The 20,438-nt window shown below is 63.0% G+C and carries 28 protein-coding genes, 1 tRNA gene and 1 pseudogene; 16 read left to right on the plus strand and 14 right to left on the minus strand.

What is annotated here, in order from left to right; genetic code table 11:
* Nucleotides 1-10: 10 nt before the first annotated feature.
* Nucleotides 11-92 (minus strand) — tRNA-Leu (locus SynTAK9802_RS10445).
* A 120-nt stretch (nt 93-212) separates the two neighbouring features.
* Here SynTAK9802_RS10445 and accC point away from each other — a divergent pair.
* On the plus strand, nt 213-1,559 hold the full coding sequence (gene accC / locus SynTAK9802_RS10450; protein ID WP_115131776.1) for an acetyl-CoA carboxylase biotin carboxylase subunit: 1,347 nt from the start codon (nt 213-215) through the stop codon (nt 1,557-1,559).
* A gap of 2 nt (nt 1,560-1,561) precedes the next feature.
* On the opposite strand, the gene SynTAK9802_RS10455 is transcribed toward accC, so the two are convergent.
* Nucleotides 1,562-1,882: a YggT family protein gene (locus tag SynTAK9802_RS10455; RefSeq protein WP_244272311.1), complete on the minus strand. Its 321-nt coding sequence runs from the start codon at nt 1,880-1,882 to the stop codon at nt 1,562-1,564.
* Between the two features lie 89 nt (nt 1,883-1,971).
* Here SynTAK9802_RS10455 and psbX point away from each other — a divergent pair, with 89 nt between their 5' ends.
* From psbX to SynTAK9802_RS10475, 4 genes are read left to right on the plus strand one after another with little or no spacing between them, the layout of a single operon-like run.
* The gene (psbX, locus tag SynTAK9802_RS10460; protein ID WP_006851281.1) at nt 1,972-2,094 is read left to right on the plus strand and encodes a photosystem II reaction center X protein; all 123 of its coding nucleotides are present in this window, start codon (nt 1,972-1,974) and stop codon (nt 2,092-2,094) included.
* A gap of 49 nt (nt 2,095-2,143) precedes the next feature.
* Nucleotides 2,144-3,076 (plus strand): Ycf66 family protein, encoded by a 933-nt coding sequence (locus SynTAK9802_RS10465; RefSeq protein ID WP_186496055.1) that lies wholly within the window; start codon nt 2,144-2,146, stop codon nt 3,074-3,076.
* 5 nt (nt 3,077-3,081) lie between these two features.
* Entirely contained in the window at nt 3,082-3,612 is a 531-nt protein-coding gene (locus tag SynTAK9802_RS10470) for a hypothetical protein (protein ID WP_115080591.1), read from the plus strand.
* On the plus strand, nt 3,609-4,085 hold the full coding sequence (locus SynTAK9802_RS10475; RefSeq protein ID WP_186496058.1) for a hypothetical protein: 477 nt from the start codon (nt 3,609-3,611) through the stop codon (nt 4,083-4,085). The genes SynTAK9802_RS10470 and SynTAK9802_RS10475 overlap by 4 nt, the downstream gene beginning before the upstream one ends.
* Here SynTAK9802_RS10475 and SynTAK9802_RS10480 read toward each other — a convergent pair whose 3' ends face one another.
* From SynTAK9802_RS10480 to SynTAK9802_RS10490, 3 genes are read right to left on the minus strand one after another with little or no spacing between them, the layout of a single operon-like run.
* On the minus strand, nt 4,086-4,286 hold the full coding sequence (locus SynTAK9802_RS10480) for a chlorophyll a/b-binding protein (RefSeq protein ID WP_114988677.1): 201 nt from the start codon (nt 4,284-4,286) through the stop codon (nt 4,086-4,088). It abuts the gene before it with no gap.
* 9 nt (nt 4,287-4,295) lie between these two features.
* Nucleotides 4,296-6,272, minus strand: coding sequence for an ABC transporter ATP-binding protein/permease (locus SynTAK9802_RS10485; protein WP_186496061.1), 1,977 nt, complete (start codon nt 6,270-6,272; stop codon nt 4,296-4,298).
* Between the two features lie 55 nt (nt 6,273-6,327).
* Nucleotides 6,328-6,669: a histidine triad nucleotide-binding protein gene (locus SynTAK9802_RS10490; protein ID WP_115131770.1), complete on the minus strand. Its 342-nt coding sequence runs from the start codon at nt 6,667-6,669 to the stop codon at nt 6,328-6,330.
* Between the two features lie 74 nt (nt 6,670-6,743).
* Here SynTAK9802_RS10490 and SynTAK9802_RS10495 point away from each other — a divergent pair, with 74 nt between their 5' ends.
* The 3 genes and pseudogenes from SynTAK9802_RS10495 to SynTAK9802_RS10505 all read left to right on the plus strand — a co-directional run bounded on the left by SynTAK9802_RS10495 (nt 6,744) and on the right by SynTAK9802_RS10505 (nt 7,232).
* Nucleotides 6,744-6,947, plus strand: coding sequence for a hypothetical protein (locus SynTAK9802_RS10495; protein WP_186496064.1), 204 nt, complete (start codon nt 6,744-6,746; stop codon nt 6,945-6,947).
* Nucleotides 6,948-6,963: 16 nt separating this feature from the next.
* Nucleotides 6,964-7,041 (plus strand): annotated as a pseudogene (locus tag SynTAK9802_RS12810) (hypothetical protein); the annotation flags it as partial.
* 77 nt (nt 7,042-7,118) lie between these two features.
* Nucleotides 7,119-7,232 (plus strand): hypothetical protein, encoded by a 114-nt coding sequence (locus SynTAK9802_RS10505; protein ID WP_186496068.1) that lies wholly within the window; start codon nt 7,119-7,121, stop codon nt 7,230-7,232.
* On the opposite strand, the gene SynTAK9802_RS10510 is transcribed toward SynTAK9802_RS10505, so the two are convergent.
* From SynTAK9802_RS10510 to def, 4 genes are all read right to left on the minus strand, one after another.
* Nucleotides 7,226-7,375 carry a hypothetical protein gene (locus tag SynTAK9802_RS10510; protein WP_006851286.1) on the minus strand — a complete coding sequence of 50 codons (150 nt, stop codon included), beginning with the start codon at nt 7,373-7,375 and terminating at the stop codon, nt 7,226-7,228. The two genes, SynTAK9802_RS10505 and SynTAK9802_RS10510, sit on opposite strands and share 7 nt — an antisense overlap.
* Before the next feature lie 80 nt (nt 7,376-7,455).
* Nucleotides 7,456-8,085 carry a DUF3747 domain-containing protein gene (locus SynTAK9802_RS10515; RefSeq protein ID WP_186496071.1) on the minus strand — a complete coding sequence of 210 codons (630 nt, stop codon included), beginning with the start codon at nt 8,083-8,085 and terminating at the stop codon, nt 7,456-7,458.
* Between the two features lie 50 nt (nt 8,086-8,135).
* Complete coding sequence (locus SynTAK9802_RS10520) at nt 8,136-8,333, minus strand: hypothetical protein (protein WP_006850702.1); 198 nt, start codon at nt 8,331-8,333, stop codon at nt 8,136-8,138.
* A gap of 3 nt (nt 8,334-8,336) precedes the next feature.
* Complete coding sequence (def, locus tag SynTAK9802_RS10525; RefSeq protein WP_115009393.1) at nt 8,337-8,942, minus strand: peptide deformylase; 606 nt, start codon at nt 8,940-8,942, stop codon at nt 8,337-8,339.
* 49 nt (nt 8,943-8,991) lie between these two features.
* Between def and SynTAK9802_RS10530 the strand changes: the two genes are divergently transcribed.
* Nucleotides 8,992-10,929 carry a prolyl oligopeptidase family serine peptidase gene (locus SynTAK9802_RS10530; protein ID WP_186496074.1) on the plus strand — a complete coding sequence of 646 codons (1,938 nt, stop codon included), beginning with the start codon at nt 8,992-8,994 and terminating at the stop codon, nt 10,927-10,929.
* Nucleotides 10,930-11,030: 101 nt separating this feature from the next.
* Nucleotides 11,031-11,204, plus strand: a complete 174-nt coding sequence (locus SynTAK9802_RS10535) for a hypothetical protein (protein WP_186496077.1) — start codon at nt 11,031-11,033, stop codon at nt 11,202-11,204.
* Nucleotides 11,205-11,210: 6 nt separating this feature from the next.
* On the opposite strand, the gene SynTAK9802_RS10540 is transcribed toward SynTAK9802_RS10535, so the two are convergent.
* From SynTAK9802_RS10540 to SynTAK9802_RS10560, 5 genes are read right to left on the minus strand one after another with little or no spacing between them, the layout of a single operon-like run.
* Nucleotides 11,211-12,491: a SufS family cysteine desulfurase gene (locus tag SynTAK9802_RS10540; RefSeq protein WP_186496080.1), complete on the minus strand. Its 1,281-nt coding sequence runs from the start codon at nt 12,489-12,491 to the stop codon at nt 11,211-11,213.
* Nucleotides 12,488-13,666 (minus strand): Fe-S cluster assembly protein SufD, encoded by a 1,179-nt coding sequence (gene sufD / locus SynTAK9802_RS10545; RefSeq protein WP_186496083.1) that lies wholly within the window; start codon nt 13,664-13,666, stop codon nt 12,488-12,490. Before sufD ends, SynTAK9802_RS10540 begins: the two co-directional genes overlap by 4 nt.
* Nucleotides 13,667-13,668: 2 nt before the next feature.
* Nucleotides 13,669-14,457, minus strand: coding sequence for a Fe-S cluster assembly ATPase SufC (sufC, locus tag SynTAK9802_RS10550; protein ID WP_186496086.1), 789 nt, complete (start codon nt 14,455-14,457; stop codon nt 13,669-13,671).
* A 42-nt stretch (nt 14,458-14,499) separates the two neighbouring features.
* Nucleotides 14,500-15,939, minus strand: a complete 1,440-nt coding sequence (gene sufB / locus SynTAK9802_RS10555; protein ID WP_114988686.1) for a Fe-S cluster assembly protein SufB — start codon at nt 15,937-15,939, stop codon at nt 14,500-14,502.
* A 5-nt stretch (nt 15,940-15,944) separates the two neighbouring features.
* Complete coding sequence (locus SynTAK9802_RS10560; RefSeq protein ID WP_038553034.1) at nt 15,945-16,301, minus strand: ferredoxin-thioredoxin reductase catalytic domain-containing protein; 357 nt, start codon at nt 16,299-16,301, stop codon at nt 15,945-15,947.
* A 158-nt stretch (nt 16,302-16,459) separates the two neighbouring features.
* Between SynTAK9802_RS10560 and SynTAK9802_RS10565 the strand changes: the two genes are divergently transcribed.
* The 6 genes from SynTAK9802_RS10565 (at nt 16,460) to SynTAK9802_RS10590 (ending at nt 20,414) form a co-directional block, all read left to right on the plus strand.
* Nucleotides 16,460-17,104 (plus strand): metalloregulator ArsR/SmtB family transcription factor, encoded by a 645-nt coding sequence (locus SynTAK9802_RS10565; protein ID WP_186496089.1) that lies wholly within the window; start codon nt 16,460-16,462, stop codon nt 17,102-17,104.
* Complete coding sequence (locus SynTAK9802_RS10570; RefSeq protein WP_186496092.1) at nt 17,104-17,442, plus strand: hypothetical protein; 339 nt, start codon at nt 17,104-17,106, stop codon at nt 17,440-17,442. Before SynTAK9802_RS10565 ends, SynTAK9802_RS10570 begins: the two co-directional genes overlap by 1 nt.
* A 44-nt stretch (nt 17,443-17,486) precedes the next feature.
* Nucleotides 17,487-18,080: a phycobiliprotein lyase gene (locus tag SynTAK9802_RS10575; protein ID WP_186496094.1), complete on the plus strand. Its 594-nt coding sequence runs from the start codon at nt 17,487-17,489 to the stop codon at nt 18,078-18,080.
* Nucleotides 18,081-18,188: 108 nt separating this feature from the next.
* Nucleotides 18,189-18,959, plus strand: coding sequence for a phycobilisome rod-core linker polypeptide (locus SynTAK9802_RS10580; protein ID WP_370586358.1), 771 nt, complete (start codon nt 18,189-18,191; stop codon nt 18,957-18,959).
* 184 nt (nt 18,960-19,143) lie between these two features.
* Nucleotides 19,144-20,217, plus strand: a complete 1,074-nt coding sequence (locus tag SynTAK9802_RS10585) for a DUF4912 domain-containing protein (protein WP_186496100.1) — start codon at nt 19,144-19,146, stop codon at nt 20,215-20,217.
* A gap of 29 nt (nt 20,218-20,246) precedes the next feature.
* On the plus strand, nt 20,247-20,414 hold the full coding sequence (locus SynTAK9802_RS10590) for a hypothetical protein (protein WP_186496104.1): 168 nt from the start codon (nt 20,247-20,249) through the stop codon (nt 20,412-20,414).
* Nucleotides 20,415-20,438: the final 24 nt, after the last annotated feature.

The raw sequence follows: 20,438 nt of genomic DNA on the forward strand, positions 1-20,438 counted from the left end.
GAAAAAAAAATGCGGATGGCGAGACTTGAACTCGCAAGGCCGAAGCCACACGCCCCTCAAACGTGCGTGTCTACCAATTCCACCACATCCGCGTGGTCGACTTCACCGCTCGGGTGCTGTCGAGATCAGATCATACCGGGCGGGGTCTTCGCTCCTCGGCAACTTCGGTCGGCGCTGATACGATCCGGCGTCAGGCCTGAACATGCTGCGGGATGCCCATCGGCAAAGTGCTGATCGCCAACCGCGGCGAGATTGCGCTCCGGATCATTCGAAGCTGCCGCGAGCTCGGCATCGCCACCGTGGCGGTGTACAGCTCCGTTGATAAGGACGCTCTGCACGTGCAGCTCGCCGATGAAGCGGTCTGCGTGGGCGAAGCCCTGAGCAGCAAGAGCTACCTCAACATTCCCAACATCCTGGCGGCCGCCACCTCCCGCGGTGCTGACGCCATCCACCCCGGCTACGGCTTCCTGGCGGAGAACGACAAGTTCGCCGAGATGTGCCGTGATCACGGCCTCACCTTCGTTGGGCCGTCCCCCCACGCGATTCGCTCGATGGGGGACAAGTCGACCGCCAAATCGACCATGCAATCGGTGGGTGTTCCCACGGTGCCCGGCAGCGAGGGTCTGCTCAGCAGCACCAGCCAGGCGGCCGCACTGGCCGAGGAAATGGGCTATCCCGTGATGATCAAAGCCACCGCTGGCGGTGGTGGTCGCGGAATGCGCCTCGTACCGGACGCCAGCCAGCTGGAGAGCCTGTACAAAGCAGCCCAGGGGGAGGCGGAAGCCGCCTTCGGCAACCCCGGCCTCTACATGGAGAAATTCATCGATCGGCCCCGCCACGTGGAAGTGCAGGTGTTGGCCGACCGCCACGGCAACGTGGTTCACCTGGGTGAACGGGACTGCTCGATTCAGCGCCGTCACCAGAAACTGCTGGAAGAAGCCCCCAGCCCGGCCCTGGATCCCGACCTTCGCCGCCGCATGGGCGAAGCCGCCGTTGCTGCCGCCCGAAGCATCAATTACGAGGGCGCCGGAACGGTGGAATTCCTGCTGGATCGCAGCGGCGGCTTCTACTTCATGGAGATGAACACCCGGATCCAGGTTGAGCATCCGGTGACTGAGATGGTGACGGGTGTGGATCTGATCGCTGAGCAGTTGCGCATCGCCGGTGGCGAACCCATCAGCGTGCGCCAGGAGGACATCCAGCTCACCGGCCATGCGATCGAATGCCGAATCAACGCTGAGGATGCCCGGCACAACTTCCGTCCCGCACCCGGACGCATCACAGGATGGCTGCCCCCCGGCGGACCGGGTGTGCGCGTCGACAGCCACGTCTACACGGGCTACGACATCCCGCCCTTCTACGACTCCCTGATCGGCAAGCTGATCGTTTGGGGTAAGGACCGCGACCACGCCATGACCCGGATGAAGCGGGCCCTGAATGAATGTGCCGTCACCGGGATTCCAACCACGGTGGAATTCCATCTGGAGATGCTGGATCGGCCGGAATTCATCAACGGCGACGTGCACACCAAATTCGTGGAGCAGGAGATGCTCCCCTGAGCTCAGGCCACTGCCTGGGCGTGCATCAGGATTTGAGAAAGCAGCCCCTGCTGGCCAACCAGCAACTCACGCACAAGGCTGATCAAGCCCACCCAGATCACTGGAGTGACGTCGACTCCACCGATCGGTGCGATCACGCGGCGGCTCAGCGAGAGCACAGGTTCCGTTGGCCATGCCACCAGGGGCCAGGCGCCCTTGCTCAGATCTACCTGGGGGTACCAGGTGAGCACGATGCGCAGCAGAAACGCCAGGGTCCAGGCCGCTAGCAGCAAGCCCAGAAGCAAATGGAGGACTGGCAGGGCCTGCAGCAGCAGCGGCGTCACAAAGCTCAAAGCAAATCGTCCCGTCATCGTAGAAAGACGGCATCGCTTCTTAAGATCGGCGCGGCTTTGAAGCAGACGGCAGCAATCCCATGACCCCCTCCCTCTCCAACTTCCTGAGCAGCCTCCTTTGGGGAGGTGTGATCGTCGTGATTCCTGCCTCCATCGCCCTGTTCCTGCTAAGCCAGACCGACCAGGTCGACCGCAAGCTCTGATCCGCCCCTGGCGCCCCTCGTAGACTGACTCCCAAGCGGGAGCAGAGCTTTGGTTAACGCCAGTCTCAATTGGGCCAGCATCGTCGGCATCGTTTTGGCCGTGGGCGGCGCTCTGCTCTATTTCATGCGGTCGTTCAAGCCCGCCCTGGCGCGGGACTACGACGTGTTCTTTGCAGCCATCGGGCTGCTATGCGGCGGCATCCTGTTCTTCCAGGGATGGCGCCTCGACCCGATTCTTCAGTTCGGCCAGTTCCTGCTGGCGGGAACCACCGTTTTCTTCGCCTACGAAAGCGTGCGGCTGCGCGGCGTGGCCACGGAGCAGGCCCGGCGTTCCGCCTATTTCGATGACGAACCAGCACCGGCCCGGGGCGGAAGCTCGGGGGGCCTACGGGGCGGCTGGGATGACGGCGGTTACGACCGTTTTGATGAGCCCCAGCCGGTGCGACGGCGCTTCTCAGGCCGTGACGATGACGCCGAAGAACGGCCTGAGGAAGAGTTCTACCGGCCGCGCCGCGCCAGCCGTGCCGCCATTCCTGAGGAAGCCGCCAGCCGTCGCTCCGCAGACCGTGATCAAGGCGATTCCGGCTGGGACCAAAACGACGAACGCTCCCGCCGCATGGCTCGTTTCCGTGCCGGCGAAGCCAGGGATGAGCGACGCCCCGACTTTGGCTCCAGACGGACGGATCGAGAGGAACAACGCCGTGGCAGCCGTCCCATGGGGCGGCCTGAGCGTCCTTCCGGCGAACGCGCTCCTTCAGGAGCCGAGGATGCCGCCTTTGCCCCCAGCCGCAGTTCAACGCCGAGCAGTTCGGCCCCGAACCGGGGACGCCCCAGCGCCAACCCGAACGCCGCGAGCGACTCCAGGCGATCCCCTGAGCCGCCCCTGGCGTCGAACCGGCCCAGCAGCAACCGCCAACCCCCCCGCAGCTCACGGCCTTCGTCCGGCAGACCACGGGACAACAGCTCCCGCTTCGACGACTGAGCCAGTTGCCTCGTCCGCTGCTGATCCTGCTCGTCAGCCTTGCGCTGGTGGGCTGCAACGGTCGTAGTGAACGGGCCGGTGGTGGCTTGCTCGCCACCAGTCAGCAGGCCCCAGCCCTGAGTGGCAGTGGTGAGTGGCTGGCGGTCGTCAGTGATCGCGGCGGCCGACCCACGGTGCAGCTGCGCCGCCTGAGCGACGGATCGATTGTCTCCGTTCCCCAGCTGAGCCGACATCAGCCCCACAGCTCGCCCTCCCTGAGCTGGAACGGCCGTTACCTGGCAGCGATCACCCAGCGGGGGCGCCGCCGACTCGCAGTGGTGACCGACCGCCTGAACGGACGCATGCACCCCCTGCCGCTGCCGGGGGGGAGGGACCCGGTGCAGCTCAGCCTGGCGCCGGATGCCCAGCAGATCGCCCTGCAGGTGACGGATCAGGGGAGGTGGCGCGTGGAACTGCTGGATCTGAGTGATCTGCTCGAGCCGGACCGTCCTCCGGGACAGAGCCTCTCCACACCGGCGCTGTCGTCAGAGCCATGATTCGCGTCGCTCTGCTTTTCAGCCTGGTGTTGGTGAGCGGGTGCAGCAGCCCCAGGCCCACTCCCCGGCCCGACCTCAACGGCCTGCTGCGTCAATCCGTGAACAGCCGGCGGGATCCATCCCTGGGGGGACGCTGGCTGGCCAGCCTGGGCCAACGCAATGGGCGGGAGCGGGTCGAACTGATCGACCTGCGCAGCCGTAGCCCCGTTCCGTTGCCGGGCCTCAACCGTGCTGATGCCCAACCGATCAGCGTCAGCGTCAGTGCCGATGGACAACGCCTGGCCGTGGTCCAGCAACGGGAGGACCGCACGGAACTGGTGCTCTACCGGCGCAACGTCGGGGCGACGCAACGGCTGCCCCTGGACCCACCGGGCGTGCCCCGCAGCGTCAGCCTGGATGGCTCGGGCCGGCGGCTGGCGGTGCAGGTGAGCCGCAACGGACACTGGGATGTGGATCTGATCCGCCTGCCCTGATCAGGGCAGCAGCCCCGCCCAGTGCAGAAAGGTGTCGCCGCTGAGCACCTCGATCAGCAGCACCGCCACAAAACCCACCATGGCGAAGCGGCCATTCACCCGCTCGGCATAGCCACTCCAGCCGAAGGCAGGCACATCGTTGGTGGTGGCGGACGTCTCCGGAACGGACGTGGTGTCAGGGGTCTCGCTGGTGGAGGTCATCCGGCCGGTTCAAGAACGCCCGAAGTCATAGCTAGTCGCCGGGATCAGCCGCCAGTCGTGATCACCGCTGAGCTCCAAAACTGTGTCATGGAAGTCCTTCAGGGTTGGCCGGTGACCCACGCTGATGAACGCCACCTCCCGATCCCGCAACAGGGAATAAAGGCGGGATTCGGTCTCGACATCCAGGGCACTGGTGGCTTCATCCAGGACCACGACCTTGGGCGAATTGAGCAGCAGCCGCGCAAAGGCCAGTCGCTGCTGTTCACCCAGAGAGAGCAGCCGCGGCCAGTCCTGCTTGATGTCGAGGTCGGGATAGCGCTGCAGAAGTTTGCCCAACATCACCTGATCCAAAACAGCCCGTAGCTGTTCATCGCTGAAACGGGCCTGATCGAGGGGATAACAAAGCTGTTCGCGCAGAGATCCCAGTGCCATGTAGGGCTTCTGGGGGATGAAAAGAAGATCGCCCTGCCCCGGGGAATAAACGGTGCCCGTCGGCGAGCCCCACAGGCCACTCACCACCCGCAGCAGAGACGTCTTGCCACAGCCGGAGGGTCCCACCACCAACAGCCCCTCAGCGTTGCCCAGGGAAAAACTGAGGTCGCGCACCAGCACGTTGTCGGTCCGCGGTGTTTTGACCGTCACCCCCTGCAGCGCCAGGCGCTCAGAGGGCACGATCCGCGGCACGTAATCACTCCACTCCTCTGGATCGAGGTTGGAGATATTGGATTGAAAGCCTTCAAGCCGGTTGATCGATGCCGAGAACCGGGCTAGGGCTTCGATGTTGTAGATGATGAAAAACAACGATCCCTCAACCAGGTTGTAGGCGACGTTCGCCTGGGCGAAGCCGCCGTAATCCATCTCACCGGCGAGAATCGGTGCCGCAAGGATCAGATAGGGGATGAAATTGCTGGCGTAAATGCTGGAGCGCTGCAGCACCCGCAGCAGCACTTCCCAGACAATCAGCAGATTGAAGTTTTCAACGACGGTGGCCAGGCGACGCGTCACCTCCTTGGCTTCCTGCTGCTCACCGGCGTAGAAGGCAATCGACTCGGCGTTGTCACGCACCCGTACGAGGCCATAGCGGTAATCCGCTTCAAAACGCAGTTGGAAATTGTTCAACCGCACCAACTTGCGGCCAGCCACAATCATCAGGGCAGACACCCCGGATGCATAGGCCAGAAGGGCAAAGGTGAGCCCCTCACTCACCGAATAAAGGATGAGGATGTTGAGGGAAAAGGTGAGGATCGAATCAAAAATATTCAGCGCAAAACCAAGGGCCTGTGCCGTGAAATCACGCACATCCTCGGAAATACGTTGATCGGGGTTATCAACATTGGTGGCCGCTTCATCATTGGGATTGAGCACGTAATAGGCCCGATCCCGCAGGTAATCGTCCACCAGGCTCAACGACAACCATTCGCGCCAGAACAGCCCAAGTTTCTGGGTGAAATAAAACTGCAGGCTGCGAATTGGCAGTGCCACAGCAAAACAGGCGCCGTAGATCCAGAGGTTGCGATACGACGCATCGCCATCCCTGGCGATCAACGCATTGGTCAGATCCCTGGCGAGGAATGTGATGCCGGCGTTGATGCCGTTCACGCTCAACAGCATCAGGATGATCAGGCCGAGAAACAGCCAAGGCAACCAGCGGCGATGCCTGAGTTGGCCCCGCACGGAGGCAAACACCACAGCCCCCAGCACGAATAGGGCACTGATGCCCGCCCCCCATCCACGGGACCAGAGCATGCCCAGGGACGACTGGACGCCACCGAGGTACTGGCCGGACAACTCCGGAAACAGCCACGACAGGCCGTTCATCAAGCCGGTAACCAGGAACAGCACGATCCCGGCCACACAGAAGAGCAGGCTCACCAGCAGTCCAAGGAACTGCCAGCCGTTGTCTTCGGTGTAGGGGAAGAAGTAGGGCTGCGAAAGCCGACGCAGCTTGGCGGCCTGATTGCGCAGGTTCTGAAGCTGGTGGGTCATGCCACTGCTGAACTGTGCTCAGTCTGGCTGTCGCCGCGCCGCTTCGCCGCTGACCTCAACCGGGAGGCCACGCCAGAGGACGTCCACCGATCACATGCACATGGAGGTGAAACACCGTCTGGCCAGCACCGGCGCCACTGTTGATCACCGTGCGGAAATCGTCCAGACCCTCCTGTTTGGCAACGCGGGCAGCCACCAGCAAGAGGTGGCCCAGCAGGGCCGCATCCTCAGCAGCACCGGAGCGCAAGCTCTCGATCGGCTTGCGCGGAATCACCAGCACATGAACGGGTGCCTGGGGCGCGACATCGCGAAAGGCCAGACACTGCTCATCGCTGTAGACCTCATCGCACGGGATCTCGCCACGAAGGATCTTCCCGAAGATCGTGTCGTCTGCCATGGGCCTTGAAAAGAGGGAACAGCCGGACCGGTGTGACAGCAGGGGCATGAATCTCCTGCGTCACCCTCCACAGAATGCTGGCACGTTGTCTCAGTGCATCCCTGCAAGGTCTGGAGGCCAGACCAGTGGTGGTGGAAGTGGATCTCCGGCCCGCTCTTGGATCGGCTCGATCTGCAACTGCGGCTGGAACGGCGCTCCGCCAAGGAGGCGGCAGCGGTGCTGAAGCAGCCCAGCCCAACGCAAGCTGCAGCGTCTTGGTGCACCCCCGCACAAATTGAACGAGCCCGGCAGCGGATGCAGAGGCGCAATCCGGGTGGAGACAGCAACGGGCGGCTGTCGGCAGCAGCGCTGCGGCAGACCGGAGCCATCGAGGCTGCGGCACTCGAGCTCTTGGAACAGCTGATCAACCAGCGTGGGCTGAGCACGCGCAGCGGCCTTAACTGTTGCGCGTGGCGCGCACCATTGCCGATCTCAACGACCGGGCCAGCGTCGATCGAAACGCCGTGGCGGAAGCGAGTTGCTTCCGCTGCACTGATCTGCTCAAGCAGCCTGGTGCTCAGTAGTCGCGGGCTCGCTTGTCGGGCGTGTCCCGGTAAGGCTGGGTGCCGATCGGCGGGGGCTGGAGATGGCGGTCGTTGAACGAACCCAGGGCATGGGTCATCGCTTCACCGAACCACTGGAACCACTGAACAACCGTTGTTTTCATCACGTCCTCCGGGGTCTGTCTTCAGTGTGAAATCACTGACAGAGGACGACAACAGGTGTTTTCACCGGTTCTGGGCCAGCTCAGTAGGACGGAGCCACGGAACTCTCACTCTGTTCAGTCTCAACCGGCTCGCTTACTGGGCTGGATCCGGCCACTGGCGCACTGTCCCGATAGACATAGAGATGGCCGAGGCTCTTCTTGCCGTAGGCCCGTCGCTTCAAGGTCCAGCCCGGCTCAAGCTTGAGCTGAACGAATCCGCTGGCGGCACCACCGGCCCGGGCCACGAGCATGGTCGGTTGGGAGGGATTCTTGGTGGGCGTGGCCAGCAATTCAATATCCCGACCGGTGTTCACCACGCTGAGCCGGTAGCGGGTGCCGAGGTCGTCACCACCGATCCGCAGGGAATAGCCGTTGCCGTCGATGTAGCGGTTGCAGACCCCGCTGAAATCAAACGTGGACAACAAAGGATCGACCATGGCCGGTGATCCCGCAGCCACAGCGAAACAGGGGCGTTTTGTGGTGCGCTGCTCGTAGATGTTCAACTGAGAACGCTCGCCCTGGCCAATCGGGGCCGACACCAAAACGAAATTGCTCAACTCCACGGGCACCGCCGTGAACAGCGAACCCTGGGCCAGGGCCACCGGTGCAGAGGTCGCTGCGAGAGCGAGGCCGGCAGCGACCACGGTTCGAAAGCGTGCCATCACGTCCATGGAGGAACTGAGCGGATCGTAAAAGTGATGCCTGAATCGGTCGCCCCCGATCAGGCCGGTTTGTTCAGACGAATGGCGAACAGAAGGGTCCCCACGGTTCCAGGGGCCGCCAGGGCCAGGATCCAGCTGGTGGTTTTGACCCCGAGATCAGGATCGCCATAGGCCAGTTCAAACACACATCCGGTGCTGGCGATACCCAGAACACAGGCGAGGGCCAGGAAGACGCCGGCCAGGGGTTTCATCGGCATAACTCAGGCGACGCTCCGCACATCTTGGCGCTCGAAGCCCTTCTCCTTCAGCTCCTTCTGCAGACCGTCTTCATCAGTGACGCGATCGACAAACAACACGCCATTGAGATGATCCATCTCGTGCTGAATGCAACGGGCCATCAGGCCATCGGCCTTCATCTTCCTGGGCCGACCCATCTCATCGCGGAAGCTCAGTTCAATCGCGGTGGGGCGCACGACATCGAGATACACCCCAGGGATACTGAGACAGCCCTCTTCATAGGTGTCGAGCCCGGCGCTGGCCGCCGTGATCTCCGGATTGATCAGCACCAAGGGCGGCGTAGCGGCATTCTCCAAATCCAGATCAATCACCAGGAGCTGCTGGTGAATCCCCACCTGAGGAGCCGCCAGGCCAATGCCCTTGGCGGTGTACATGCTGCGCAGCATGTCGCGGGCCAGCTCCCGCACCTGCTCATTCACCTTGCCGATGCGGCGCGCAGGCTGCCGCAACACCTCATCGCCCAGGGTGTGAATCTCCAGCGGCGGGGTTTCCAGGGCCGTCTTGGGCACCAGCATCGTGTCCCGCGACTTATCGGCCTGACGGGCCAACTCTGCAAAGCTTCCTGCCAAGACCAACGCCGCGTTGATTCAGCATGGTAAGCGGCCTGAATCAGCCGCTATGGGAGCCGCTCCGTTATCCGCGCAACATGCCGTCGGCCGTTTGCCGGGTCTCAAGGAACCGGCCCTGGTCAGTGGCCCCGATGCAACGCTGTGGCTGATCTGGCTGGAACAGCGCCCCCAGGAGCGCGGCCGCACCACTGCCTTGATCCGGCGTTTTGGTGATTCCGAAGCAGAACCACAGGAGCTGACGCCGGCCCCCAGCAATCTGCGCAGCCGCGTGCATGACTACGGCGGCGGCGTACTCGCCACCTCGATGGAGCAGGACAGGCTGATCCTGGCCTGGATCGAGTGCGGCTGCCTCTGGCGTCAGGACTGGCGCCTGCCGCAGACAGGCCCCCAGCAACCCACCCCCCTGGCTGCACCCCAACGGCTCAGCCGGGAAGGGGACTGGGAGCTGGCGGATGGCGTGCTCGATCTGCCCAGGCAGCGCTGGATCGGCATCCGTGAAATCGAGGGCCGTGACGAGCTGGTGAGCCTGGCACTGAACGCTACGGATCAGACCCCGCTGCTGCTGCACCAGCCGACGGACTTTGCCGGCTATGGCTGCCTAAGCCCCGATGGCCAGCGTTTCGCCTGGGTAGAGTGGCAACAACCTGCCATGCCCTGGGACAGCAGCCGTCTCTGGTGCGCGGAGTTCAACGACACGGGCGGGCTGGTCGAGACCCGTCAGCTGGCCGGAGGCGGTGGCATCTCGGTGTTTCAACCCCAATGGCTGCCCGACGGGCAGTTGCTTGTGGCGGAGGACAGCTCCGGTTGGTGGAACCTGATGCTCCAGCCCAGTGCCGACGCCGCCTGGAGGAGGCCCTGGCCGATGGCTGCCGAAACGGCCATGCCCCAGTGGATCTATGGGATGAGCACCACGGCCTGGGATGGCGAGCAGCTGATCGCCGCCGTCTGCAGCCGCGGGGCCTGGTCGTTGCAACGGCTCAGCCTGGATGGAACGGTGCAGCCGTTGCCGCAACCGTTTGATGATCTTGCGGGATTGAGCGCATGCAACGGCCGCGCCGTGGCCGTTGCCAGCAACAGCACCAGCGTGGCCGGGCTGCTGGAAATCGATTTGCGGCCGGCCACCCCGATCTGGAGCCACAGCCCCGCCATCACGTCACCGTTGTCGGTTGAGGCGATCAGCGTGGCCGAACCGTTGTGGTTCAACGGGCACCAGGGTGAACGCACCCATGCCTGGTACTACCCCCCGAGCGGCAAACCACCAGGGCCTGCGCCGCTGCTAGTGAAAAGCCACAGCGGGCCAACGGCCATGGCTCGCCGCGGCCTCAGCCTGGCGATTCAGTACTGGACCTCCCGGGGTTGGGGCGTGGTGGATGTGAATTACGGCGGCTCAACGGGGTTTGGCCGGGACTACCGGGAGCGCCTCAATGGAGGCTGGGGCCTGGTGGATGTGGCCGACTGCGCCGCCGCAGCGCAGGCCCTGATCGAGGCCGGTCGCGCCGATCCCGGCCAGATCGCCATCGAAGGCGGCAGCGCCGGCGGCTTCACCACCCTGGCGGCGCTGTGCTTCACCGAGGTGTTCAGGGCCGGCGCCTGCCGCTATGCGGTGTGTGATCTCACAGCCATGGCTAAAGACACGCACAGATTTGAAGCGCGCTACGTGGATGGCCTGGTGGGGGAATGGCCCGCAGCGCGGGCTTTGTATGAGCAACGGTCGCCACTGCTGCATGTCGACCAAATCCGCTGTCCTGTGCTGTTTTTCCAGGGTTTGCAAGACAAAGTGGTGCCGCCGGAACAAACCGAACGCATGGCCGAGGCGCTGCGCAGCAACGGCATCCCGGTGGAGGTGCGGCTGTTCGAGGAGGAAGGCCACGGCTTCCGCAGCCAAGCCACCCAGATCGAGGTGCTCGAGCAAACCGAGGCCTTTTTCAGGAGGGAATTGGGGCTAACTGACGGTTACAAAGCACACAACCCCGTTCAGCAGATGTGATGGGTTGAGCGAGCAACCAGCAGGAAGCATCAACCTGTGCTCCACGGAACCCATCAAGAAGCGGTAAGCCTGAAAAGCTGACGGCCGTTTCAACATCACCGATGCGGATCCTGCGTTATCGCGGCAACAGCTATGCCAGCCCTAAACCGATCAACGCGGCTCCCCGTCCCGGCGCACGCTCCTACCGCTGGGTGAAGTACGCCATCGAGACCAACAAGGTTTTTCCCCTGCGGCAACGCGAGGCCGCAGCAAGCAACGATCAGCTGGCGGCCTGAGCCAGGTCAGCTGTGCTCGCGCAGGAAAGCGACCGTGGAAGCGAGCTCTTCGCTGAAGCGGTCGATCTCTTCAAAGGTGCTGGTGAAGCTCAGGCTGGCCCGCGCTGAAGCCGTCACGTCATACTTGCGGTGCAAGGGCTGACAGCAGTGGTGACCACTGCGGATGCAGATCCCGGAAGCATCGATCAGAGCGGCAATGTCGTTGGCATGCACGCCATCCACAAGGAATGTGGCGAGAGCACCTCGCTCGGGCTGCTGATCCGGCGTCGGCCCCAGAACCCTCACACCATCAATGGCCTGCAACCGGGTGAACAGATGCCGGGTGAGCTGAGCCTCCCAGGCCTGAATCGCCTCCAGACCCACCGCCTGCAGGTAGCGAATCGCGGCTCCCATGCCCACAGCCTCGCCAATGGCAGGGGTGCCCGCTTCGAACTTGTGGGGCAACACCGCCCAGGTGCTGTGGTCCAGGAAAACGTCCTGAATCATCTCCCCGCCGCCCAAAAAGGGAGGCATCGCCTCCAGCAGCGACTCCCGCGCCCAGAGGAAACCCATGCCAGTAGGGCCACAGAGCTTGTGGGAGGAGCCGACGAGGAAGTCGGCGTCTATGGCCGCCACGTCAATCGGCTTGTGGGCCAGGCTCTGGCAGGCATCCACGAGCACGCAGGCGCCAACGGCATGGGCTGCGGGGATCACCTGATCCAGGGGATTGCAGCAACCGAGGGAATTGCTGATGTGCACCAGGCTCACCAGTCGGGTGCGCTCATTGAGCTGGGCCCGGAAATCCTCCAGATCCAGCTCACCGGATTCGGTGATGCCCACATGGCGCAACACACAGCCGGTGCGCTGGGCCAACAGCTGCCAGGGCACCAGGTTGCTGTGGTGCTCCATCACCGTGAGGAGAATTTCGTCCCCCTGCTTGAGGTTGGCGTCACCCCAGGTGCGCGCCACCAAATTGATGGCTTCGCTGGCATTGCGGGTGAAGACAATCTCGCGGGAACTGGCCGCACCCACGAAAGCCGCCGTCGTGCTGCGGGCCGCCTCAAAGGCATCGGTGGCACGGGCACTGAGCTGGTGCGCACCGCGATGCACGTTGGCGTTGTCGCAGCTGTAGTACTGCTGCAGCGCTTCGAGCACCTGACGGGGCTTCTGGCTGGTGGCAGCGTGATCGAGATAGATCAGCGGGAGGCCATCCGGAGCCAGCTGCTCAAGAATCGGGAAATCGGCACGATATCGAGACGGTAAATCCACGAAATCCGCACTGGATCGTGCTTCGGCGGCGATCGTCATGGGGCGAGGCTCTCCATCACACGCTCCAGGGGGCGCCACGCCTGCGCGGCAGCAGGAAGCTGGGCGATCACCTCCTGGCAGGCCCCGCGCAGCAGCAGCGCCGTTGCATCCGCCGCAGAGATGCCCCGGCTCTGGAGATAGAACAGCTCATCATCCTGAAGCTGCGACACGGTGGCGCCGTGGGCGCAGCGCACATCGTCTGCCACGATCTCCAGCTCGGGCTTGGTGTCCACCCGGGCCCGATCAGACAGCAGCAGGTTGCGGCTCAATTGGGCGGCGTTGGTGCGCTGAGCATCGCGGGGAACACTGATGGCGCCGTTAAAAATTGCGTGGGACTGGCCGCCGGCCAGGCATTTCTGCAACTGATCCAGCTCCCCCTCCGGCCCGTCGAAGCGCACCGCGGTATGGGTAGCCAGCTGCTGCTCGGCGCCGGTGACGGCCAGACCTTTAAGCACGGTCTCTGCCTGGCCATCCACCTGCACCACCCGGGGCTCCACCCGTCCCAGATTCCAGCCCTGAACCACTGAAGTGAGGGCATAGGAGCTGCGGGGCTCCTGCTCCACAGCCAAATGGGCCATCAGCGATGACGCGCCATCCGCCGTCGCCAGCACGCCATGGCGCAGCTGGGCCTCCTGTCCCAGATGCACTTCCAGCACATGGCTGTGGGCCGAAGCCCCCTCAGCCAGCAGCACCTGCATCAGCTCCAGCTCAGCTTTTTCCTCCAACAGCAGCAACACCCGCGTGGCGTTCAACCCGGCACCGGACGCCAGCACGAGTTCCAACGGACCAACCCGTCCCCGCACCCTAAGGGCCAGGATCTGTTGGGCTTTGGCGTGGTTGAACTCCACGGGCCAGACCTGGGCACAACCGCAGCGATCCAGGGTGTGGCCGAGGGCCTGCTCCAGCTCTTCAGCATTCAGCGCCGTGATTCCTTCCGGAAGCACCTGGCCGGCCAGGGGATCATCAAAACCATTGAGCACCAGACGGGTCACCCGATCCAGGCTGGCCGGCAGAGACGTCGACAGTGGCGAGGCACTGGCCGGCAATTCCGAGACAGCCGCAAGCCGTTTGAGGTCGGTGAGGCGCCAGGACTCCTGGCGGCGGTTGGGCAGACCAAGCTGTTCAAGCGCGGCTCGACCGCGCTCCTGCACTGGCGCCAGAACACTGCTCGCCATGGTCAAGCGGCTCCTTGAGCGGCCAGCTCCTGATCCACCCAGTCGTATCCGGTCTGCTCCAGCTCAAGGGCCAGCTCCCGTCCGCCGGTGCGCAGGATCCGGCCTGCCGCCATCACATGCACATAGTCCGGGGTGATCTCGTCGAGAAGACGTTGGTAGTGGGTGATCAGCAGCGTGGCGTTGTCTTCCGTCGCCAGCTGGTTCACACCACCGGCCACGATGCGCAGGGCATCGATATCCAGGCCGGAATCGGTTTCATCCAAAATCGACACCACGGGCTCCAGCAGCGCCATCTGCAGAATCTCGTTGCGCTTTTTCTCGCCCCCGGAGAAGCCTTCATTCACGCTGCGCTCAAGGAAGGCAGGGTCCATCTGCACCACCTTGAGCTTGTCGTGCACGTGATCCTCAAAGGCAAAGGTGTCGAGCTCCTCTTCCCCCTGTTCTTCCCGCCGGGCATTGGTGGACACCCGCAGGAATTCCAGGTTGCTGACGCCAGGGATTTCAACGGGGTACTGGAATCCGAGGAACACCCCCAGACGGGCCCGCTCTTCAGGCTCCAGCTCAAACAGATCCTGGCCGCGATAACGAACGCTGCCGCCGGTGACCCGGTAGGCCGGATGCCCGGCCAACACCTTGGAGAGCGTGCTCTTGCCACTGCCGTTGCGACCCATCACGGCATGGACTTCACCAGCCCTCACCTGCAGATTCACCCCCTTGAGGATGGGCTTGTCCTCGACGGAGGCATGCAGGTCTTGGATGTCGAGCAGAAGCTCAGCGTCAGGGCGAATCACGGAAGGCGTCGTTAAAAAACAGAGACAAGGTGGGGGAGGGGATCAGCCCACGGACCCCTCAAGTTTGAGGGCCAGCAATTTGTCGGCCTCAGCGGCAAACTCCATCGGCAGCTGATTGAACACGTCGCGGCAGAAACCGCTGACCATCATCGAGACGGCCTCTTCAAACCCGATGCCACGGCTCTGCAGGTAGAAGAGCTGATCTTCGGAGATGCGACAGGTGCTGGCCTCGTGCTCGATGGCCGCCTGCGGCTGCTGGGAACGGATGTAGGGGTAGGTGTTCGCAGCGGCTTGATCGCCGATGAGCATCGAATCGCACTGGCTGTAGTTGCGGGCGCCCTTGGCATTGGGCCCCATCTGCACAAGACCGCGGTAGCTGTTGCTGGAGCGGCCTGCACTGATGCCCTTGCTCACAATCGTGGAGCGGGTGCGCGGTCCGACATGGACCATCTTGGTGCCGGTGTCGGCCTGCTGGCAGTTGTTGGTAAGAGCCACGGAATAGAACTCACCCACCGAATCAGCACCCTGCAGCACGCAACTGGGGTATTTCCAGGTGATGGCTGAACCGGTCTCCACCTGGGTCCAGCTGATACGGCTGCGATCACCGCGGCACTGGCCGCGTTTGGTCACAAAGTTGTAGATCCCGCCGACGCCGTTTTCATCACCGGCATACCAGTTCTGAACCGTGGAATATTTGATTGAGGCGTCGTCGAGGGCCACCAGTTCCACCACCGCCGCATGCAGCTGATTGGTGTCGAACATCGGTGCCGTACATCCCTCGAGATAACTCACCGAGGCACCCTCTTCGGCCACGATCAAGGTGCGCTCGAACTGTCCGGTGTCGCCGGAATTGATCCGGAAGTAGGTGGAGAGCTCCATCGGGCACTCAACGCCCTTCGGAATGAAGACGAAGGATCCGTCGCTGAACACAGCTGAGTTCAGGGCGGCGAAATAGTTGTCGTTGCTGGAGACAACCGTGCCGAGGTAACGCTCGATCAGCTCGGGATGCTCCTTGACTGCCTCACTGAAGGAGCAAAACACCACCCCGTGTTCGGCCAGCTTCTCCTTGTAGGTAGTGGCAATCGAAACGCTGTCGAAAACAGCGTCCACCGCCACGTTGCTGAGGCGCTTCTGCTCGCTCAGCGGGATACCGAGCTTGTCGAAGGTTTCCAGCAGCTTCGGATCCACCTCATCGAGGCTGGCCTTCTTCTCCTGCTGCTTGGGAGCCGCGTAATAAACGATGTCTTGGTAATCGATCTCGGGATAACCCAAGGCAGCCCAATCGGGCTCTTCGAGGGTGAGCCAGTGGCGAAACGCCTTGAGCCGGAACTGCAACAGGAAATCCGGCTCTTCCTTCTTGGCTGAGATCAGGCGAACGACCTCTTCACTGAGACCCTTGGCGATCTTGTCGGTCTCGATCTCGGTGACGAAGCCGTACTTGTACGGCTGGCTGACGAGATCCCGTGTGGAGGTACTGGTCATTCAGCTCAGCCGGCGGTGGCGTTGATCGTTTCGGTGGTGATGGTCTGCGTCTTCTCAGGGCAAGCGAAGGGGTTGTCCTCGGTGAGGAAGAGCATGCAGTGGCATTCCTTGCGCTCGCGCATCGGAACGCAGGGGCAGTTCCAGAAGGCCTGCGAGACCTCGGCCTCCTTGTCTTCGTAATGGCGGCAAGGGCACAGCGCTCCCCCCAGATCGTCCTTGTGACGTGCCAGACCCTTCAGAACAACAGCGGTGACACTGGGGTCAGCACAGAAATAAGTACCAGTGCGCTGGGCGTAGGTTTCAGCGAACTTGCGGATGACCTCCAGGCTTTCTGCTGTCGGCTCTTGAGGGGCGTCGGACATGGAAGTGGAGGGAGCGGCGAATTACGAAACCCCGCGGTTTCCTTACTGGAAGCCTAGGCCAACAGGCCTCCGGTCAGCGGGCTCCCCATTGTGACCCTCAACACGGCCAACATGGCGTGGCAATTCGATGGCATCGTGTGGGGAGGTTTCGCCTCCTCATGAGCGCCTCGGCCCCCGCCAGCACCCGCGACGCCGTGCTCTCCCTGCTATTGGAGCGCGGGGAGGAGGACGCTGGCACCCTTGCCGATGCCATCGGCATTTCCGTTCAGGCCATGCGGCGGCACCTGCGCTCCCTCGCCGACAGCGGCCTGGTTTGCGCCAGCAGCAATGCCAGCGGCCCGGGGCGTCCCAGCAACCGCTGGTGCCTCACCGACGAAGGACGAGCCCAGTTCCCCGATGGCAGCGGCCGCTTCGCCCTCGGCCTGCTGGATTCGATGCGCAGCCATCTCCCCGAAGCGACGGTGCGCCAGCTGCTCAATCAGCAGGCGGAGTCGAAGGCCAGCCAGTACCGGCAAAGCCTTGGCGAAGCCTCCTTGGAAGCTCGCCTTGAACACCTGGCACAGCTGCGGCGCGACGAGGGCTATGTGACCGTCTGCAGCCGGGACGACGACGGCGTGAGCTGGCGGCTCGAGGAGGCCCACTGTTCCGTGCAGCGCATTGCTGAGGAATTTCCCGCGGTCTGCGACCAGGAATTGCTGCTGATTCGGCGCACCGTGCCGGACTGCCGGGTGGAACGGGTGCATTGGCGGCTCGAGGGCGGCCACGCCTGCGGCTTCCGGATCACTCCGTTGGCGCAGGGCTGATGGTCATCGACCGCGCCGCGATTGAACGCATCGACTCCACCCTGCTGCCCCAGCTGGATCGCCATCACCTGCGGGTGCTGAGCCACTGCCTGGACAGTTTTCAAACCATGGCTGCTCCAGGGAGCACTGGCGCCATCCCCGACGAAAACCAACGGCGACGCTGGTGCCAGCAGCAACCCGTGGTCGCTGACGATCAAGCTTTCCTCGACACCTTGCTGCTGCAGCTCAACGCTGCCGCCGATCAACTGGATCAACTGGCGCTTGAACTGGGCAAGCCTCCATTGGCGCTGACCCTCGACGATCTGATCAACGCCGCCGAAGCCCGCTGCCGTGGGTGACTGGGTCGGGCTGCCATCATCACTTCACTTCCTCAACGCTGACGATGCTTGAGATCTCGGACGCCCTCAGCTTCTTTCGTCTGAGCTGTGGCCGCTGGACCTCACAGCGCAGCCAGCACCACCTGCTGCATCGCCGCGCCGAAGCCGGCGCCTCCTTCATCGTTGTGGAGGAACTGCTGAAGGGCGACGAACGCCTTGCGGAGATCGCCGAACGCAACAACGCCAGCGTTGAGCAGATCGTGGGGGGCTGCTGGGTGCGCTGGAGCGGATCGATGGCCTGGGATCGGGCCGGCGAATCCCATGAAGACCAGACCATGTTCGGACTGATCCCCGAAGACGAAACGGGGCGACGGGGACTGCTGCTGCGGGATCGCGGTTACGCCGAGAAAGCGCCGGTGGCGGGTCAGTTCCGCATGGATGACGAAAACGGCCTGATCCTCACGACCGACTACGAAATGATGAGTTCCCTGGAGCGCTTCTGGTTCGCCAGCGAGAACGTGCGGCTGCGCACCAGCACAGTGCAGGGGCTCTCCAACAACGCCTCCTTCTGCATCGAGACCCGGCAGCTGGACGATGTTGATCAGCCCAGCCCAGCCATAGCCACAAGCGGGGCCGCCCTCGCCCCCTTCGGCTGGTAAGCAGAAGTACTTAGAGAAAGTATTACGGCATGTAATCGCTGCAACAGCAGCTGAAGGGGGCAAGACCCAGCACTTCTACGATCGCCAGCAGTGGATGCTGTAGCTCGCGTGGCCATTCCTCTTCTGGAGTACGCACCGATCACCCAGAACTCCTTGAGAGCGGGTGTTCCGAACCTCCGTGTCGGCTCCGACGAGGGATCACGGGCTTACTCCCTGGAAATTGCAGACGACCGGGACAACCTCGACACCGTTGTGGAAGCCGCCTACCGGCAGATCTTCTTCCACGCCTTCAAAACAGACCGGGACGTCAACCTGGAGTCCCAGCTGAAGGATGGTCAGATAACGGTTCGCGACTTCATTCGCGGCCTGGTGCTCTCTGACACCTTTAAGCGCACCTTCTACGGCTTCAACAGCAACTACAAGGTTGTTCGCCACCTCTGCGAACGGATCCTTGGCCGCAAGGTGAACGGAAAGGGCGAAGAGCTCTCCTGGTCGATCGTGATTGCGACCAAAGGCCTGGAAGGGCTTGTCGATGTGTTGCTCGACAGCGCCGATTACCTGGACGCCTTCGGCTACGACACGGTTCCTTACCAACGCAACCGTGTGCTTCCCGGCCGGGAGCTGGGCGATACGCCGTTCAACATCACAACCCCCCGCTACGACGAGTACTACCGGGGAATCCTGGGCTTCCCCCAGATCGTCTTCACCGGCGGCCCCGCCAAGAAAGTTCCTGCCCGCGCCAAGATCCGCAAGGGTGGCTCACCTCAGGACTACATGGCTTGGGTGGCAGAAATGGGCGGCCCCCGTGGAGTTGCCCCCAGCGGTGGCGCCGACATGGACTACATGTCGAAGGTTCCCTACCGCAGCATCGGCCGCTGATCCCGGCCTCGACCATGTTCAAAAAGCGGGGCTTCGGCTCCGCTTTTTTTGTGTCTCTGACTGTGATCCCCCGGGATCGACGTTCACCGAGTAGTCAGCATCCACTGACCCTTGGCCGCTTCACGCTTCGAAAAGGAATTTTTCAGATCACAATGATCCCAAACGAAACCTGGAGTTTTTGGACGTGTCCCAAACCCTTTCATCCCTGGCACGTCTCACCCTTCGTCAACTGCGTCAGATCGCCAGCGACCTAGGGGTGCCGCTCTACAGCCGCAAAAGCAAGGAGACCCTGGTCGACGAGGTTGCCCAGCGTCAGCAAAAGCGTGGTGGAGATCTGAAGGCCATCGAGGCAGAACTCAACGCACCGGCCATGGGCAGCAGCGACACCCGCGTGGTGTTCCTGCCTCGCGACCCACAGTGGGCCTACGTGTTCTGGGAAATTTCCGACGCCGATCGCAAGGTGGCCCAGAAGGACGGCGCCAGCCGACTTTGCTTGCGCCTGGCTGACGTAACCGGCATGCAAGACGGCAATGCCCATCCCCACACCCTCCAGGAAGTCCCCGTCGACAGTCACAGCACCGAGTGGTACCTGCCAGTGCCTCTCTGCGACCGGGATTACCGGGTTGAGTTGGGCTATCGCATCGGCGCCAGCTGGATGTCTCTGGCCTTTTCATCCGTGGCACGCGTGCCCGCTCTTCACCCAAGCGAGCAGATCCTTGATCAGTTCGTCCCCTTCAGCCTTGAAGCAGCACCGGCTGAATCAGCTCCAGCTCCCCTCGCGCCGATCGAGTCGAGCAACAGTGGCCTGCACGAGCGGCTCTACCAAAGCGCCACGGTTCAGTTCCGCCGCCGTCGGGTTGGCTCGGAAGAATTCCAGGAAGGCTTTGACGTTTCCGGTGATAGCAGTGGCTTGAATGACTCGGGGGCTGGCCTCTGGGCCAGCGGGCGCAACGAGTCTGGCCTTGGTGGCGTGGCTCCCCGCCAACGCTCCTTCTGGCTGGTGGCTGACGCCGAACTGATCGTCTACGGCGCCACCGACCCTTCCGCTCGCCTCACCATCGGTGGCGAAGAAGTGCCTCTCTCCACCGACGGGACCTTCCGGATTCAAGTGCCCTTCCGTGATGGCGAGCAGATGTACGCGATCGAAGCCACGGCTTCCGATGGAGAACAGAAGCGCAACATCACGCTCAACTTCAAGCGTGAGACCCCTGAAGACAACAGCAACCCTGCCAGCGAAGCCCGCGCCGAGTGGTTCTGAACCCTTCCGATTCCAAAGCACCAGCATCCATGCGCTGGTTTGTGGCCATCACCCCCCTCGCGGGGGCGATGGTCTTTCCATTGGTGGTGCCTTTGGTGATGGCCCGGGTGGGCATCGGAGCCGGTGTGGGCGTCGCCCTTGTTCTGAGTGGACTTTGGTTTGTGGCGATGCTGAAGACATCGGAGATGCCCCACTGAAAATCGGGGAACTCTGATCAAGGC

The sequence above is a fragment of the Synechococcus sp. TAK9802 genome, from assembly GCF_014279535.1.
Lineage (GTDB): Bacteria > Cyanobacteriota > Cyanobacteriia > PCC-6307 > Cyanobiaceae > Parasynechococcus.